Source organism: Planctomicrobium mucosum (assembly GCF_051466335.1).
Classification (GTDB): Bacteria; Planctomycetota; Planctomycetia; order Planctomycetales; family Planctomycetaceae; genus Planctomicrobium.
In genome coordinates, this window is record NZ_CP195793.1 from 4243955 (window position 1) to 4259004 (window position 15050).

The 15050-nt window shown below is 52.8% G+C and carries 11 protein-coding genes and 1 tRNA gene; 7 read left to right on the top strand and 5 right to left on the bottom strand.

Going from position 1 to position 15050, the window contains the following annotated elements; all coding sequences use genetic code 11:
• The first annotated feature begins 380 nt into the window (after window positions 1-380).
• Window positions 381-980 carry a nitroreductase family protein gene (locus SH668x_RS16855; RefSeq protein ID WP_437186225.1) on the top strand — a complete coding sequence of 200 codons (600 nt, stop codon included), beginning with the start codon at window positions 381-383 and terminating at the stop codon, window positions 978-980.
• Window positions 981-1099: 119 nt separating this feature from the next.
• On the opposite strand, the gene SH668x_RS16860 is transcribed toward SH668x_RS16855, so the two are convergent.
• The 4 genes from SH668x_RS16860 to SH668x_RS16875 form a co-directional block, all read right to left on the bottom strand.
• A complete protein-coding gene (locus tag SH668x_RS16860) occupies window positions 1100-1780 on the bottom strand; it encodes a glycine zipper family protein (protein ID WP_437186226.1) in 681 nt (226 codons plus the stop codon).
• 422 nt (window positions 1781-2202) lie between these two features.
• Window positions 2203-2288 (bottom strand) — tRNA-Leu (locus SH668x_RS16865).
• A gap of 157 nt (window positions 2289-2445) precedes the next feature.
• Window positions 2446-3306 carry a fumarylacetoacetate hydrolase family protein gene (locus tag SH668x_RS16870; protein ID WP_437186227.1) on the bottom strand — a complete coding sequence of 287 codons (861 nt, stop codon included), beginning with the start codon at window positions 3304-3306 and terminating at the stop codon, window positions 2446-2448.
• Window positions 3306-4325, bottom strand: coding sequence for an RluA family pseudouridine synthase (locus tag SH668x_RS16875; RefSeq protein WP_437186228.1), 1020 nt, complete (start codon window positions 4323-4325; stop codon window positions 3306-3308). The genes SH668x_RS16870 and SH668x_RS16875 overlap by 1 nt, the downstream gene beginning before the upstream one ends.
• 427 nt (window positions 4326-4752) lie before the next feature.
• On the opposite strand from SH668x_RS16875, the gene SH668x_RS16880 reads away from it, so the two are divergent.
• The 6 genes from SH668x_RS16880 to SH668x_RS16905 all read left to right on the top strand — a co-directional run bounded on the left by SH668x_RS16880 (window position 4753) and on the right by SH668x_RS16905 (window position 14092).
• Entirely contained in the window at window positions 4753-5493 is a 741-nt protein-coding gene (locus SH668x_RS16880) for an ABC transporter ATP-binding protein (RefSeq protein ID WP_437186229.1), read from the top strand.
• Between the two features lie 85 nt (window positions 5494-5578).
• Window positions 5579-8254 carry a Gldg family protein gene (locus SH668x_RS16885; protein ID WP_437186230.1) on the top strand — a complete coding sequence of 892 codons (2676 nt, stop codon included), beginning with the start codon at window positions 5579-5581 and terminating at the stop codon, window positions 8252-8254.
• Between the two features lie 113 nt (window positions 8255-8367).
• Window positions 8368-10155: a DUF4340 domain-containing protein gene (locus tag SH668x_RS16890; RefSeq protein ID WP_437186231.1), complete on the top strand. Its 1788-nt coding sequence runs from the start codon at window positions 8368-8370 to the stop codon at window positions 10153-10155.
• A 282-nt stretch (window positions 10156-10437) separates the two neighbouring features.
• Window positions 10438-11457, top strand: a complete 1020-nt coding sequence (locus SH668x_RS16895) for a hypothetical protein (RefSeq protein WP_437186232.1) — start codon at window positions 10438-10440, stop codon at window positions 11455-11457.
• Window positions 11458-12422: 965 nt separating this feature from the next.
• The gene (locus SH668x_RS16900; protein WP_437186233.1) at window positions 12423-13508 is read left to right on the top strand and encodes a DUF1559 family PulG-like putative transporter; all 1086 of its coding nucleotides are present in this window, start codon (window positions 12423-12425) and stop codon (window positions 13506-13508) included.
• A 149-nt stretch (window positions 13509-13657) separates the two neighbouring features.
• Window positions 13658-14092, top strand: coding sequence for a hypothetical protein (locus tag SH668x_RS16905; protein WP_437186234.1), 435 nt, complete (start codon window positions 13658-13660; stop codon window positions 14090-14092).
• A gap of 173 nt (window positions 14093-14265) precedes the next feature.
• Here SH668x_RS16905 and SH668x_RS16910 read toward each other — a convergent pair whose 3' ends face one another.
• On the bottom strand, window positions 14266-15009 hold the full coding sequence (locus SH668x_RS16910; protein ID WP_437186235.1) for a hypothetical protein: 744 nt from the start codon (window positions 15007-15009) through the stop codon (window positions 14266-14268).
• Window positions 15010-15050 lie beyond the last annotated feature (41 nt).

The following is a 15050-nucleotide window of genomic DNA, read 5'->3' on the forward strand; positions in this document are numbered from 1 at the left end:
TGCTCGTGAGAGAGCAAGGGAGTCTTTCAAACAAACCGACATCACTTTCAGTCGATTTAGCTGAAGGGCTCCTGAATCTGTCTAATTGTGGGGTACTGGCGTTTGGATTTCAATTTGAGTCTCGATTGCGTTCCACTTGCAAGAAAACCGTGATTCGTCCGGAATTGTCGACATCATACGAAACTGTCGGTTTGTCGCGACTCGAGAGGGCCCCCACCGATCGTCTTGAGCGACGTGGAGACGACCGCCAGACCACGAAAATCCCCCGCGTGATCGCCACTCACCCTGAAAATCCACTGGCCGAATAAAACTGATCAGGATAGTTTTGTAGTAAGATGACCTGAATATCAGCTCCGAAGCCATCAGAACTGGAAAACCGAATGTCCAATTTGCCCAATCCACTCGCCTATCGAACAGCTGACCACGAGGTTTCTGACCTGTTCCTGAAGCGTTGGTCTCCTCGAGCATTCACCGGAAAACCGATTCCCCAATCCGTGGTGAACTCGCTTCTGGAAGCAGCCCGCTGGGCCCCTTCAAGCAACAATGAACAGGAATGGCGATTCCTTTACGCCCATCGCGACACCGAATTCTGGCAGACATACTTTGATCTGCTGATGCCGGGAAATCAGACGTGGTGTGCAAATGCGGGCGTTTTGGTTGTCGTCGTCTCAAAAACGAAGTTCGATCGCAACGACAAGCCCAATCGATCCCATTCTCTCGACACCGGTATGGCCGTCCAGAATCTCTTGCTTCAGGCTTCCCTTCGAGGGGATGTGGCGGCTCACGCAATGGCTGGATTTGATCCAGAAGCAGCCATCGAAAAGCTCGGAATCCCCGAAGGACATCACGTTGAATGCATGATTGCACTCGGGCACCCCGGTGATCCAGCCCAGCTTCCTGCAGCGATGCGTGAACGGGAAATTCCAAGCGGCCGCAAGAAAATCTCGCAATTTGCGGCCGAAGGTAAATTTCAGTTCTAAGCGAGCTTAACTTGCCTCCTCTTTCAACCTGCAAGTTGAGAGCGGAGGCAATTTACTTCAAACTACGAGTGAGTTGGCTCGGTCTCTGCACGACTGCCTGACTCTGCCTGAGCGGCGACCTAGAACCCGAAATGCACTCCAACATGGCTGCCATGATGGCGATGTCGGTACGGGCGGTGATGATGGTGGTAGCCGAAGCCATACCCGTAATAAATCGGGGCTGGTTCGACAATCACTGCGGGATGCTGTTTGACGACAACGACTTCCGGGGAAGGTGCCGCGGTCACAACAGGGGCTCGCGCCTGCTGGGCCGCAAGAATCACTTGATCTGAAACGCCGTTATTCTTCAGCGTGATGACCGATTCAGTGGTCATATCAAAATTACCGCCACGGGCGATAATCATATTGATGATGACGTCGTCGCTGACTCCACTCTGAGTGAGCCGAATCAAATCAAAATTCGTGATCGCTTGCTGCTTCTGATGGGAAACATATTGAGCCTGGGCAATGGCACCATCTCGCTGAGCATAGGCGATGTCTCGCTGGTCCCGGGCGTCCTCCGCGTCACCGATGATTCCGCCGGCAATCGCTCCAGTGGCTGCTCCAAGCATCGCTCCGCCGACCGCGCTTCCGTTGTGACCGCCGATCATCGCCCCCGCGACGGTACCGAGCGCAGTTCCAGCCAGGGCCCCGGACTGAGCCCGATTCATATTGGCACACCCGGGCAGCAACGTGGCAACGACCCCCGCAAGAACGAGAACCCAACAGCTCATCGTCTGATTACGAACAGTCAAATTCATGGAAATTCCGTCTTCCCTGCGGTTTCTGCTTCGACGCTTGAGACAGCCCTTTCCAGAACCACTGAAATCCCAACGAGTTAAACAATCCACACGTTGTTCATTCCGCCGAACGCCACCGCCTCGTCAGTGATGCCCGTCACTTCGGCGCAGGTTTTACTCGATTTCGGAAAGGGGAAGCTATAGCGATTTTTTCGACCAGCGAATCGGCGAACGGGGAGAGAATTTTGTAAGAAGTCGTCGTAATGGACGACCAAACATCACTTCAACCTGCGCAGCGGCAATCGTGGCAATTTAGCGAATGTGAAGAACTGGATCCCCACAGAATCTCAACGAGTCGCCGGAAAACGCATCCGAGAAAAGCGATTCCAGAAGAGAACGGGATGGAAACGAAAAAATCCAACTCAATCGAGTTGGATTTTTAGTGCCCAAGACAGGGGTCGAACCTGCAAGGAGTTTTACCTCCACTAGGCCCTCAACCTAGCGCGTCTGCCAATTTCGCCACTTGGGCAAGTGGTTCGCCCAATTTAATGGGGCGAGAGTGTCTCGGCAACCCAATTCGCCCACAATCTTTGCAGACTTCATTTTGGAGCCCGCACGGACGGTAACAACGTGAAAAACTGCACGTTGTTACCCCGGCTCTGCTTCGCTCGTCGACTTTGCGGGATTTATCCCTTTACAGCGACATTCCGCAGTACGCCAATGCCTGTAATCTCGATCGCAATCTCGTCGCCGTCTTCGAGCGAGAAATTGTCGTCCGGAACAATGCCTGTGCCGGTGAGAAGAAAGGCCCCGCGGGGGAAATTGTCTTCGCGGCCCAACCAGCCCGCGAGATCAGGAAGCTTGCGGTGAAGTTGTCCGAGATCTGTTTCACCAGAAAAGAGTGTTTCTCCAGCTCGATCAATCTTCAGGCGAACTTTTGTCTCCTGAAGATTGAGTGGTTCATTCGCCAGAAGAACCACTGGTCCCAGTGCACAGCATTGTCGGTACACTTTGGCCTGCGGAAGGTAGAGAGGGTTCTCGCCTTCGATGTCGCGGGCAGACATATCGTTGCCGATTGTGTAACCAACGATTTCGAGTTTCGAGTTCAGAACAAGAGCGAGTTCCGGTTCCGGAACGGTCCAATTGCTGTCGTAGCGAACCCGGACCGCCTCCCCTGGACCTGAAACTCGGTTAGGAGTCGCTTTGAAGAAGAGTTCCGGCCGATCAGCTGTATAAACCTTGTCGTAATGGGAAGCGCCCGACTCGGACTCCTCCATTCGGGCAACCTGGCTGCGTTTGTAAGTCACGCCCGCAGCCCAAACCTCTTGCTCGTCGATCGGAGCAAGAAACGACACAGAACTGAGCGGCACCGAAGTCGCCCTCGCGAGAAGTTCGTTGACGACCTGTTTGGGATTCTGTGAATTCAGGATGTCCGCCAAGGAGTCAAATGGGGAATTGCCCTCCAATGGGAGTAATTTCGCCTCATTTTCTTCAATGACAGCGACACCAAACTGTTGGCCGTCCAAACGGATTTTCGCGAGCTTCATCAGTCGAGCTTTCGGTATGTTTCCAATGCATCCAAGATCCTTTGCATATCATCGGGGATCGGAGCGACAAACTCCATCCACTCTTCGGTCACAGGATGACGAATTCTCAACCGGTGGGCGTGCAACCCCTGACGTGCGATGATCGGCTCTTCCCCCTCCTGAACAGGGAGTCCCTGCAATTCCGACAAAAAGATCTTGTCATGCCCAGCGTACGCCCGATCGGCAACGCAGGGGGCTTTCAGATGCTGCATATGCACTCGCAACTGATGCGTGCGACCAGTTTCCGGCAGCAACTGAACTTCTGCGAACCCCTTAAACCTGCGGAGAACCACGTATTTTGTGACCGCATCACGCGACTTCTCGTCTGGTTGACAGACAATCATCTTCTCGCGTGCCTTCGGGTGCACTTTGAGATGCGTCCGGATGTAGTCTTCGTTGCGATCGAGCTTGCCACGAACCACTGCCCGATACTCTTTGAAGACTTCCCGCTGCTCAAATTGCCGACTCAATCGATTGTGAACCTGATTATCCTTGGCGATCAAAATGACGCCTGTAGTGTCTCGGTCGAGTCGATGAACAATCCCCGGTCGTAATTGACCTGCGATATCGCTGAGGGTGTCGAAATGAAACTGGACAGCTGCCGCCAAGGTTCCGGTGTAATGAGCTTTCCCGGGATGGGTCACCATATTCGCCGGTTTATTGATGACAGCAATCGCGTCATCTTCGTAGATAATACTGAGCGGAATATCCTCGGGAGCGAGGCTACTATCAGGCTCCTCCGGCAGAGTGAGCGAGATGTGATCATTGACTCGCAATCGACGCGAGGCTTTAACCGGAAGCCCGTTGACCACCACCAGTTGCTGCTCGATCGCCTTCTGAAAGAGTACGCGGCTATGGTTGGGATAAATTCTTGACAGGTAATGATCGACCCGCCAACCGTGGGCGCGTGCTTCTACTGTCAGGCTCAGGACCTCTTGGTCAGCGTCCAGTTCGGCGTCAGAGTCGAGATCGTCACTCATTGAAAACCACTTTTATAAGAATCTGAGAATCAGCCCGAAGTGTACGGTCTCGCGGGGAGCAGGGACTAGGGAGGGACCGGAAAGTTTTCGGATCACTTTCCGCTGCGATTGCCCCCCGGCACACAATATGGGCATGTTTTTTCGCTGAGATCCTCACTCGAAATCACCTTGCTCATCAGTCGGGGCTCATCAGTCGAGTGAGAGTCTTTCTCCCACAGAGCTTCGCTTGACGCATCGACGCGACTCATTATTCAATATGCTGCTCAGGCTGGGGAATCGCCTCTCGTTTGAAGACGCTGGAAGCAGAAATACGAATTGATCCGTATCCAGCCACAACGTTGTACGATACCCTGAGCGTTTTATCGATTTTCGCGTGTCTATTGTCGTGTGTCTGATGTTGACGCAGCCAGTTTGAGGAGTCGTGTCCATGATTGAACGATCGTCACCTGCCACAATGATCGAGGCGCAGGGGCTTAGCAAGTTCTATGGTCCGTTTGTTGCCACGAAGGACGTCAGTTTCTCCGTTCTCGCGGGACAGGTGGCAGCGTTTCTCGGTCCCAACGGGGCTGGTAAATCGACGACCATGAAACTTCTGACGGGGTTTCTTTCTCCCAGCGAAGGTGTCGCACGTATCGGCGGGCTGGACGTCGCCAAGAACCGGATCGAGGCGAGCCGATTAATCGGTTACCTCCCGGAAAATGGCCCTCTCTACAATGAAATGACACCAGTTGGGTTGCTCAAATATCTCGGGCAGGCCCGTGGTTTAAGCTCCGGTCTATTGAAAAATCGTCTCGACTACGTGGCAGCAAAGTGCTCGCTATCAGATGTCTGGAAAAAGCAGATTGGCAAGCTGTCGCGCGGATACCGTCAGCGAGTCGGAATGGCTCACGCCCTGTTACATGATCCAGAGATCCTGATTCTGGACGAACCGACCAGCGGACTCGATCCGAACCAGACATTTCAGGTTCGTGAGCTGATTCTTGAATTGGGTAAGACGAAAACGGTTTTGCTTTCGACTCATATTCTGAGTGAAGTCGAAGCGGTGTGCAGCCGCGTCATCCTGATTAACAGGGGACGCGTTGTCCTGGATGGAGATGTCCAGGAAATGAAGGGATCCGGGACTGATCTCGACTCCCGGTTCAGGCAACTGACAGGAGGCGCTGCTTAGCGGCGTTATTCCAGCGTTGCGGATCGTCAGCTGCTGAACAGCAGCCTTTCATTCAAAATCGTGTCAGACATCAAAAGAAATATCCATGCGTAGTCCCGTTGTTCTAGCCGTCTTCAAACGGAATGTTGCGAGTTACTTTTCGGGTATGCTCGGCTATCTGTTTATTGTCGTTTTCGTCGTTGCGGGCGCATTTCTCGCATTCGACGCCCAGTTCTTTGCGAACAATCTCGCCAATCTGGATCAACTCAACTCCCGATTCCCTCTGTTGTTGCTGTTTATTATCCCAGCAATCACTATGACAGCGTGGTCGGATGAACGAAAACTTGGAACCGACGAACTTCTGTTCACACTCCCCGCGACCGATTTCCAGATTCTGATCGGGAAATATCTGGCAGTGCTGGCAGTTTACACCGTCGCGTTGCTGTTCTCACTCACACACGGGATTGTGCTTGAACGGTTAGGAAATCCTGACTGGGGGCTGATCGCCACAACGTATTTTGGCTACTGGCTTGCGGGTGCCGCTCTTCTGGCAGCCGGGATGTTCGCCTCTGTACTGACAAGCAGTGCAACTGTGGCCTTCGTACTCGGGGCGGTCATTTGTGCGATTCCCGTGTTTATCGACCAGATTCCGGGGGTACGTGAATTCATGCGGGACAACCTCAGAATCACAGAGCCGCTCAGCGTTTCGGGACATCTCGCTGGATTTACGTCCGGAAAAGTCGCTTACAGCAGCATCTTTTATTTCGTCGGCCTGACGGCATTTTTCCTATATCTCAATGCGGTGATGATCGGCCGACGCCATTGGGCTGGCGGCAAGGATTCCAGCAACATGACCGGCCAGTATTTGGCGAGAGTCGTCTGCCTGGGAGTGGCCTTGCTGGCTCTCACTTACACTTTTGCCACAGCTGGCAATAGCGTCGACACGTCGACAGAAAAACTACACACACTGGCACCTGTTACGCTGGAATCACTCAGCAAAATCCCGAACGACAAGCCGGTGACAATTCAGGCGTTTATCTCTTCCGAAGTCCCTCAAGATTTCGTCGCGATCCGGAAGGATCTCATCAACAAACTAAATGAGTTCGACAAACGAGCTGGAAAGAATATCCAGCTGCGCATCGTGGATGTCGAGCCTTTCAGCGACGCTGCCGAACAAGCTGAGGGACTTGGAATTCTCCCACGTTCCATTCAAAGCGAAGAGGGAGGACGATTTACCCAGAACGATATTTACCTCGGCGTCGTTCTCACCAGCGGGTTCGATACGGTTACGATTCCCTTTTTTGATCGCGGAACACCAATCGAGTACGAGCTGACTCGATCAGTCGCGACCATCGCTCAAGAAAAACGAAGAGTGATCGGGATTCTCTCCACGGACGTGAAGGCGATGGGTGGACTGGATATTCAGTCTTCTCGACAATTGCCTGAATGGCAGATCGTTCAGGAATTGAAGAAGCAGTACGAGGTCAAAGAGGTCGATCCGGGAAACCCGATCACCACTGAGATGGACGTCCTGGTCGCGATTTTGCCGTCATCGCTCACCCAGCCGCAGGCTGAAAACCTGGCAACGTACATTGAATCCGGCAAACCGGTTCTTGTATTCGACGACCCCGCTCCAGTTTGGGGTCCAGACAATTTCTCGTCCGGAATTATCTGGGCGCCGCTCGAACCTAAGCCAAACCCTCAGGGGGGGATGATGGCGATGATGGGAATGCAGGGGAGATCCGAACCCAAAGCGGATGGTGGCAAAGCAAGCACTGTGCTGAAGGCGTTGGGAATCAAGTGGGATGTCCGAAACAGCGTCTTCGACACCTACAATCCACACCCTCGAGTTGCAGAAGCTTACCCCGCTGAACTGATGTTTTTGGACGGTCAGGGAAGTATCAACGCCAAGAGTTCAATTACTTCTGGACTTCAGGAATTGATCACCTTCTCACCGGGGTTTATCGCGGAGCGTGACTCGGACGTCGATGTCACCTGGCTACTGAAGACCCGTGCAGAGACAACCGGGGTCAACACTTGGGACAAGCTGACTCGTCAAGGATTTGGTGGGAGCCGACAGTATCGAGACCTCCAACAAATTCCTCACAAACTCACCGACGAAGCGTATGTCACAGCGGCGTTGCTCAAAGGAAAAGAGAGCAAGAAACTGAACGCAATCTTCATTGCCGACCTCGACATCGTCCACGACCTGATGTTCCAGGTCTGGCAGCAGCAGATGATGGACTTCAAGATCGACAACGTTCTGTTTGTCCTGAACTGTGTCGATTATCTGGCTGGCGACGAGCGGTTTATCGAATTGCGAAAGCGACGTGCTCAACACCGCACCCTCACAGAGCTTGAGGCACGCAAGAAGAAATTTGAATCTCAGAGAACTCAAGAAATCGCCGACGCAGACGAGGCGGCAGCGAAAGAATTGGATGAAGCGAAGGAGAGACTCACGAAAGTGGTCAATGAGCTTCAGAAGGAAATGCAGTCTGGGAATGTTGACGTTCAGGCAGTTCAGATTCGGTTACAGAACGCGACAGAAGCGGAAAACCGAAAGTTGCAGCAACGTGAAAATGAGATCGAACGCGAGAAACAAATTCGTGTTCGCCAGATTCGAACAGAAACCGAGCAGGACATCCGCAAGATCGAACGGGGAATCCGGCTTTGGGCTGTGTTCATCCCACCGTTGCCAGCAATTTTCCTGGGACTGATCGTTGTGGTGTCCCGAATCTTTGATGAGCGAAAAGGCATCGCCAGTGATCGACGCCGTGAATAAGTCGGAAGTCACCATCGAAACTCTGTGTTCAAACGCGATCAAGTAGTCATTCGAGGTTGTTTCAGGGGAAACGACCTGCGGCCGGTGAGCCGTAAATTGGAAGGATGAGAGAGATGACACAAACTGTCAAAACGCTGGTCTTCCTGGGTGTTGCTGTCGCATCCGTCGTTGTGGCGGCAGGAACATATTACTCCAGACAACCAGCGGACATTACCGATTTCACGGATGTCGGGACTCAGTTCTACCCCGACTTCGAAGATCCTGCGATTGCGACCGGATTGCAGGTTGCCGCCTACAATCCAGAGAACGGAAAAACCGATCTCTTCAAGGTCGAAGTGAAGGATGGGAAGTGGCGTATTCCTTCGCATCACGATTACCCCGCTGATGGAAAAGACCAGCTCAGTAAGATTGCAGCGGCCGTTTTGGGTGTCAGCCGACAGGCGCTCGTGGAGCGATCAAAAGACGCTCAGAAACGCTATGGCCTGCTCGATCCACTCAATACAGACACGGGCGGTACGGAAGGTCGCGGAACTCGCATTACACTCTTCAAAGGAACAGAAGTCCTCGTCGATTACATTGTCGGCAAGCAGGTCGAAAAATTTCCGGGGATGTTTTACGTTCGTCGCGCTGATGAAGACCGCTTCTACACAGCGGATCTGGGAAATCTCAAAGTCTCAACCAAATTTGCAGACTGGATCGAGAAGGATCTCCTCGAGCTTCAACCATCGGATGTCAACGAGTTGATTATCAACCGGTACTCGGTTGATGAATCGGAAGGTCGGATCATTCAGGATGAAACGATCGACATCACCCGCTCCGCTGAGAGCCAGCAATGGGTACTCGAGGGCCTGAATCCTGAGACTGAACAAGTCATTGCCAAAGAAATCGATGGGGTCTTGCGTTCGATCAACGACCTGCAGATTGTCGGAGTCCGCAAGAAACCAGAGGCCTTGAGCGATGGACTGAAGAGCGAAGATGGAACCCTCTCTATTGATCCGTTGACCCAGCAGGACATGCGTCGAAAAGGGGTCTACATCAGCAAGCGGGGCGAGTTCATCTACAACGAAGGTAAAGTCAATGTTGGAACAAGCTCCGGGATCTACTATGAACTCGGATTCGGACAGGAGTTCTCCGGGACTGCAGTTGATATTGAAATCGGCGAGACAAAGTCGCCCGAAGAAGAAGCAAAAGAACTGATCGCAGAAGCGGAAGGTGAGAAACCGGCAGTTCCCCTTCAGGACAAAAATCGCTACCTGTTCATCTCCGCGTATTTCTCAAAATCGCTTCTTGGTCCGGAGCCACAAGCCCCTGTGGCCCCTGTTCAACCAGAAGTTGCTCCGCTTGCAGACGATGCGACTGAAGAACAGAAAGCTGCCGCGGCCGAGAAGGCCTATCAGGAAGCACTTCAGGATTTCGAACTTCGTAAGGAAGTGTTCGAGACACAGAAGCTGGAATACCAAAACAAAGTGACCGTGGGGCAAAAGCGAGCCAACGAGCTGAACGCCCGATTTGCCGACTGGTACTACGTGATTCCTGAACAACTCTTCGTTCAATTGAAGCTCAAACGCGAGGACCTGGTTGAGGAAGTTCCCCAAGCGGAAATGCCGTCTGACAATGAACCGGCTCCAGCTAAAGGTGGCTTGCCTGAAGTGATCTCGGAGCAACGGATGGAGAAGGAAGCGGAGGCTGCTGAGCCTGCAGCAACCCCGCTGACGACAGAGCCGGAAAAAACAGAGCCGGCTATCGCTCCAGAAGCGGAACCCGCTCCTGAGATGAAAGAACCGGAAGCGACACCGACTCCGGAAGTACCCGCGAATTCTGACACTCCTCCAGACGCGACTCCAGAGCCAGCAACGCCCGCTGAAGAGACGCCTACTGAAGAAACGCCGGCGGCTGAGTAATTCAGCAAAAATCCAAACGCTTCACCTTTCCATTGGAGGGTGAAGCGTTTTTTCTTTCCGCTTCAGAGAAAATGGCGTTCTTCATTCGAATTGCCGATCACATTCGAGACAGATCTGCGGTTCTGTAGCCGGAGGATCGGATAGCGACTTCGGGTTTCGCGTCTCCGATTTGAATCGAGATTGTCTTATCTTGTTGATGGTGCGATAATTGAGTCGTCGCCGATTCAACAATTGCGTGAACATTCATTGAAAGTCGCTCTCACAGGAAGGGAACTGGGTGCAATGGATTCTCCACCGCCTGCAGCTCCCCGTCGAAACAAACCGACTCAAGCTCCTACACCTTCTCGAAGAGCCATTCCAGCTACCGGCCCTCTGTTCGAAGCGAATTCGCGACCAGAACTGAAGCCGTGGAGTTGGAGTCGATTTTTCACTCTGCTGGGAGGGACCAGCTTCCTCATCTCGCTGTTTCTCCACATCGTAGGACTCGGGCTTCTGTCGATCCCGGTGATGAAGATCATTGCCCGAGAGAAGGAACTTTCCACCGTACTCGTGAACGTGGGGGGAGACGGCGGTGGCGATGGGGTAGAAATTGGCCAGCCCATTGGAATCGACCTCAGCCCTCCCTCATCTCAGTCCAGCAGCGACTCATTTCATGATATTCCGCTCTTAGACTCCAGCGCAATGAGCCTTCCCCTCCCGCCAGATTCCCTGTCATCAGGGATCATGAAGTCTGCCGGAGCAAGCGGCGGAGCCAGCGGAGAAGGGGGCGAGGGAGGGACAAGCGGTGCACTGGGAACTGGATTTCGTCTCGAAGAGCCTGCCAATTCGGTGAAAGCGGGGAGTTTTTCGGTCTGGTCGTGGCCAATTATCGATCCGATCGTCAACAAGATTTCCAACAAATCCCTGAAACATGGTGTCCCCGGATCGAACCCGAAAACGCGACAGAATTACCACGTTGTGATTCGAATGAAGGTCCCGGCGGACAAAAAAGTGGTCCGCGTTTCAGACTTCTCTGGGACTATTGAAGGAAGCGATCGTTACAAGCAAAAAATCCCGCGAGACGCCTATGTCTACAACGATAAGGGCGAACTCAAACGAGCGACTCCCGGAAATGTGATCCCCATTGTCGAGGGAACAGTGGAGTTGCTGATTCTGGTCCCAGGTGCGGATAAGGCGATACGGGACGAGATCATTGTGAAGTCGCATGTGACCGGTGAAGAACAGAAAATTGTTCTGGAGTTCGGCGCTGACGAAGACCAGATGATCGACTCGGTAGACTTGAAGTCGGGGTCGTCGCTTTAGCCCCTGTCTCAGGTGTGTGTGGCGGCGAATGTTGGCAAAAACTCGTTCGAACGCTGCGTTTATCGCCGCCGGAACGCCACACTCTCATGAGAGGCGCTCTCGCCGACTTCAACCGACGTGCTTCGCGACACGAACGTCATCAACGGCGTCGCCCCGCAGTGTATGCCACCATTTGCTTTCTTTCCGTGTTGAAACCCGGGGACTTACGCTTCTTCAAAACACGTGCCCATTCGCGTTCATAGTTGCTGCCCTCCGTTTCGTACCGCCCGTTGTTGGAATCGCTCAACCTGTTGAGGACGAACAGGTCTGTGTGTGCAGAACCCATCGCTTGAAAACATCACTTCGGTGCGGCATCTCTTATTTTCCGTCACGGCGACATCAATCAATTCGAGCACGCATTAGCAATCGCACGGCGTTCCCTCTACGACATTCCCTGCTGAACCAATCGATAGAAACTGATCCCTTGCAACCTAAGATGCTGTCAGGAACGGATCCGCACTTGCAAATCATTTGCGCCATATAACGTCACTCGTCGCGACGGAATCCTTCGTCTTTGTTGCGTGACGCTCGCAAGTCCCCGTCGACACCACAAGGAAGTCGGCCCATCTTGGTTACGTTGCGAAAAAATTGGGCAGTTCTGCATCAAATCAGCGACCGATATCCGGAACACATTGGCAGATTTTCTGCACGGGCTACGCTGAGATTTTCGCATCCCAGACAGAAATCGAGCTGCGCAAGCTGATGGGAAAGTTCGGAGTTTTAATGGCACGGGACATGCTATTGCTCCTTTCGATTTACAATCACATGCGAACTATTTGAATCTACCAATTTTCATGTTAATTAGCTTCTGAGAAGTTCGGTTCTGAAATCGTATGTACGGCCTTTTTATTGCCCCCACGACATCCCCGACTTCGCGAAACACGTCAGTCTTTTCCTTTTCTTGTACTTTTTCTGGAGTTGTATACATGCCTCAGCCGTCAATGGGTCGCGCACTCGGCGGACACCAAAATGGAGCTTCTCGAAAGCAGGGATTCACCCTGATCGAACTCCTCGTGGTGATCGCAATCATTGCAGTCTTGATTGCGCTACTTCTCCCTGCAGTCCAGCAGGCACGCGAAGCGGCCCGCCGCAGTCAATGCAAGAATAACCTCAAGCAACTTGGATTGGCGTTGCACAACTACCACGACACCGCCGGTCAGTTCCCTCTCGCCACTTATTATCACAACACAGCTGTGACACCTCGCGTGAAGTCCCCCTCCTGGCTCGTCCGCGTTCTTCCAATGCTCGATCAGGCTGCGGTTTTCAACCAGCTGAATTTTACTTCTGACTTCACCGGTCAAGACGGGCCAGACCAGAACTGGGCAATTCGACAGGCGTCCCGCATTTCCTCTCTGAACTGCCCATCCAGTTCACTACCGAATACCCGGAACGACTACATCGGACAATCCAGTTCTCTAGGCGCACCCGAATCGATTGCAGTTCAGGTTGCGGACTACGCAGGAGTAACGGGGTCACTGATCGACCCGAACACCGGGAATGCAGCGTTCGAAACATTCCAAGGCGGCTACGGGATGATCTCCACCAACGGAATGATTGTTGGAAACCACGTGTACTACTCCAATGGCGGTGGAGGTTCCGGGGGAATTCGAGCAAGAAGTGGCGTGAAGATCAGCGAAGTGAGCGACGGAACATCGAACACGATTATGGTCACTGAGCAGAGTGCTCCAGATCCAACTTGCTCCAATACAGCTACTGCACGTTTCGACTGCCGATCCGGTGCTCACGCAGGTGGAATGTGGGGCGGCGGTAACGGCGGAGGTGAGTGGTGGGCAAATGTCGTCGCACCCGGCTCATCCATCAATCAAAAAGCTGCAGCGACAAGCTCTTCTCAACCTTATCACAACAACACCAAAGTCATGTCGGCTCACGTTGGCGGAGTCCACACCACGATGGGAGACGGCAGTGTTCGTTTCCTTTCCGAAAACATGAACTTTAACACCTGGCAGGCTCTTCTTGCCCGCAACGATGGCATGGTTGTCGGTGAATTCTAGGCATCAAAGCCGAGAACCGGCTGAATGTCCAAATTGTACGTAGCGTTTGAAATTTCGACTTGCCGAAAGCAGCCTCTCTCGAAGTTGCTTTCGGCGTTTTAAATGACACTCCAGTTTTCAATAAGAAAGCTGGCCTTGGAGCGCGTCTGATGACATCGTGTTCAAAAATCTTATTAACAACTCTCTGCCTGGCAACACTTGCAGTCGGCTGCGGAGGCCCCGCAAAGCCTGCTGTTGGAACCGTAAAAGGGAAGGTCGTCAACGGCGACAAACCGGTTGCGAATGCTGAAGTCAACTTTGTTGCCGAGAACGGCCCAATGGCCACTGGCAAGACGAAAGAAGACGGGACATTCGAACTGCAGCTTCCAAACGGAGATGCCGGGGCTGCTCTCGGAGTCAACACTGTCAACGTGGCGACTGGCCTCCCGGAAGCCAGCACGACAGCCAACGCACACGGTGAAGTCGGAGTCACTTTCTCCAAGAAAGGGGCATTCCGATACCACTTTGCAAAAACAGTGGATGTTCAGAAGGGGGAACAGGAAGTTACTCTGGACCTCGCCACTGCTGCCAAGTCAAACCTGTAGCGAGTGCCGACCATCGGTAGAACTGCCGAGCTCCTGCGATGGTTTTCCGCCGCGGGAGCTTTTCGGAGACCTTCACACTGATCCGTCCGTTCAGGGCAATAAATTATGCCAGGTGACCAAGCGCCACCTGGCATAATTTATTCGATCAGTGGAGCTGCAGCGATTCCAGTTGATTACTGGTAATCGCCATGACAATCGTCACAGGCTTTCTTAGCTGCATCAAAAAATGTTCTCGCCTCTTTGGCGTCTTTCTTTCGAATCGCTTCTGCCAGCTTCAATGCAGAACTTCGAAAATCTTCGCTGTAACCGACCCACCCTTCGACACCACCATTTTCAGCGGCTGCGTGCGAGTCGACCTGCATCGCGATTGAGAGAAGGGCCCAGGTGACCGCTGCATGGGTTTCGTCTTCTTTCCCTCGTGGACGCTTAATCACTTTCAGGATGTCGCTGGTGGCACCATTCATCACTTCCATCATGGGATACATGTGGATGAGTTTGTCCCAAGGATAGAGTTCTTCGTGCTCGCCGGTCACTTCTCCTTTCAGAGCAGCGTCGACAGCGGCCAATGCAGCTTGTGCCTGTGCGAAATCACCTTCAAAATTATAAGACAGGGCAGCGTCTCTAAGTGCTGGCCCGTTGATTTTTGAGTCGGCCTTACCAGAGTGCTCCGCTAGCGATTGGCCCAGCACGCTCAACACGCCGAACTTCTCCCGAATTACCTTCCCACTCAGCTTTTCAAAATCATCTTCCTTTTCGACAGCTGCTTTCAATTTTTCAAAGTTCACTGCGATCAGGGATTCAATCTCACTCACCTGAGCAATGGAATCAATCTGAACTGGAGATTGCGCATACAGCGGAGCGAACGAACCACTCACGAAGAACAAACACGCAGCGAAACCTTTTGTCAGTGCATTCATTGGAAATTGACTCTTCAGAGGAAAATTTGGGTAGGTCGAGA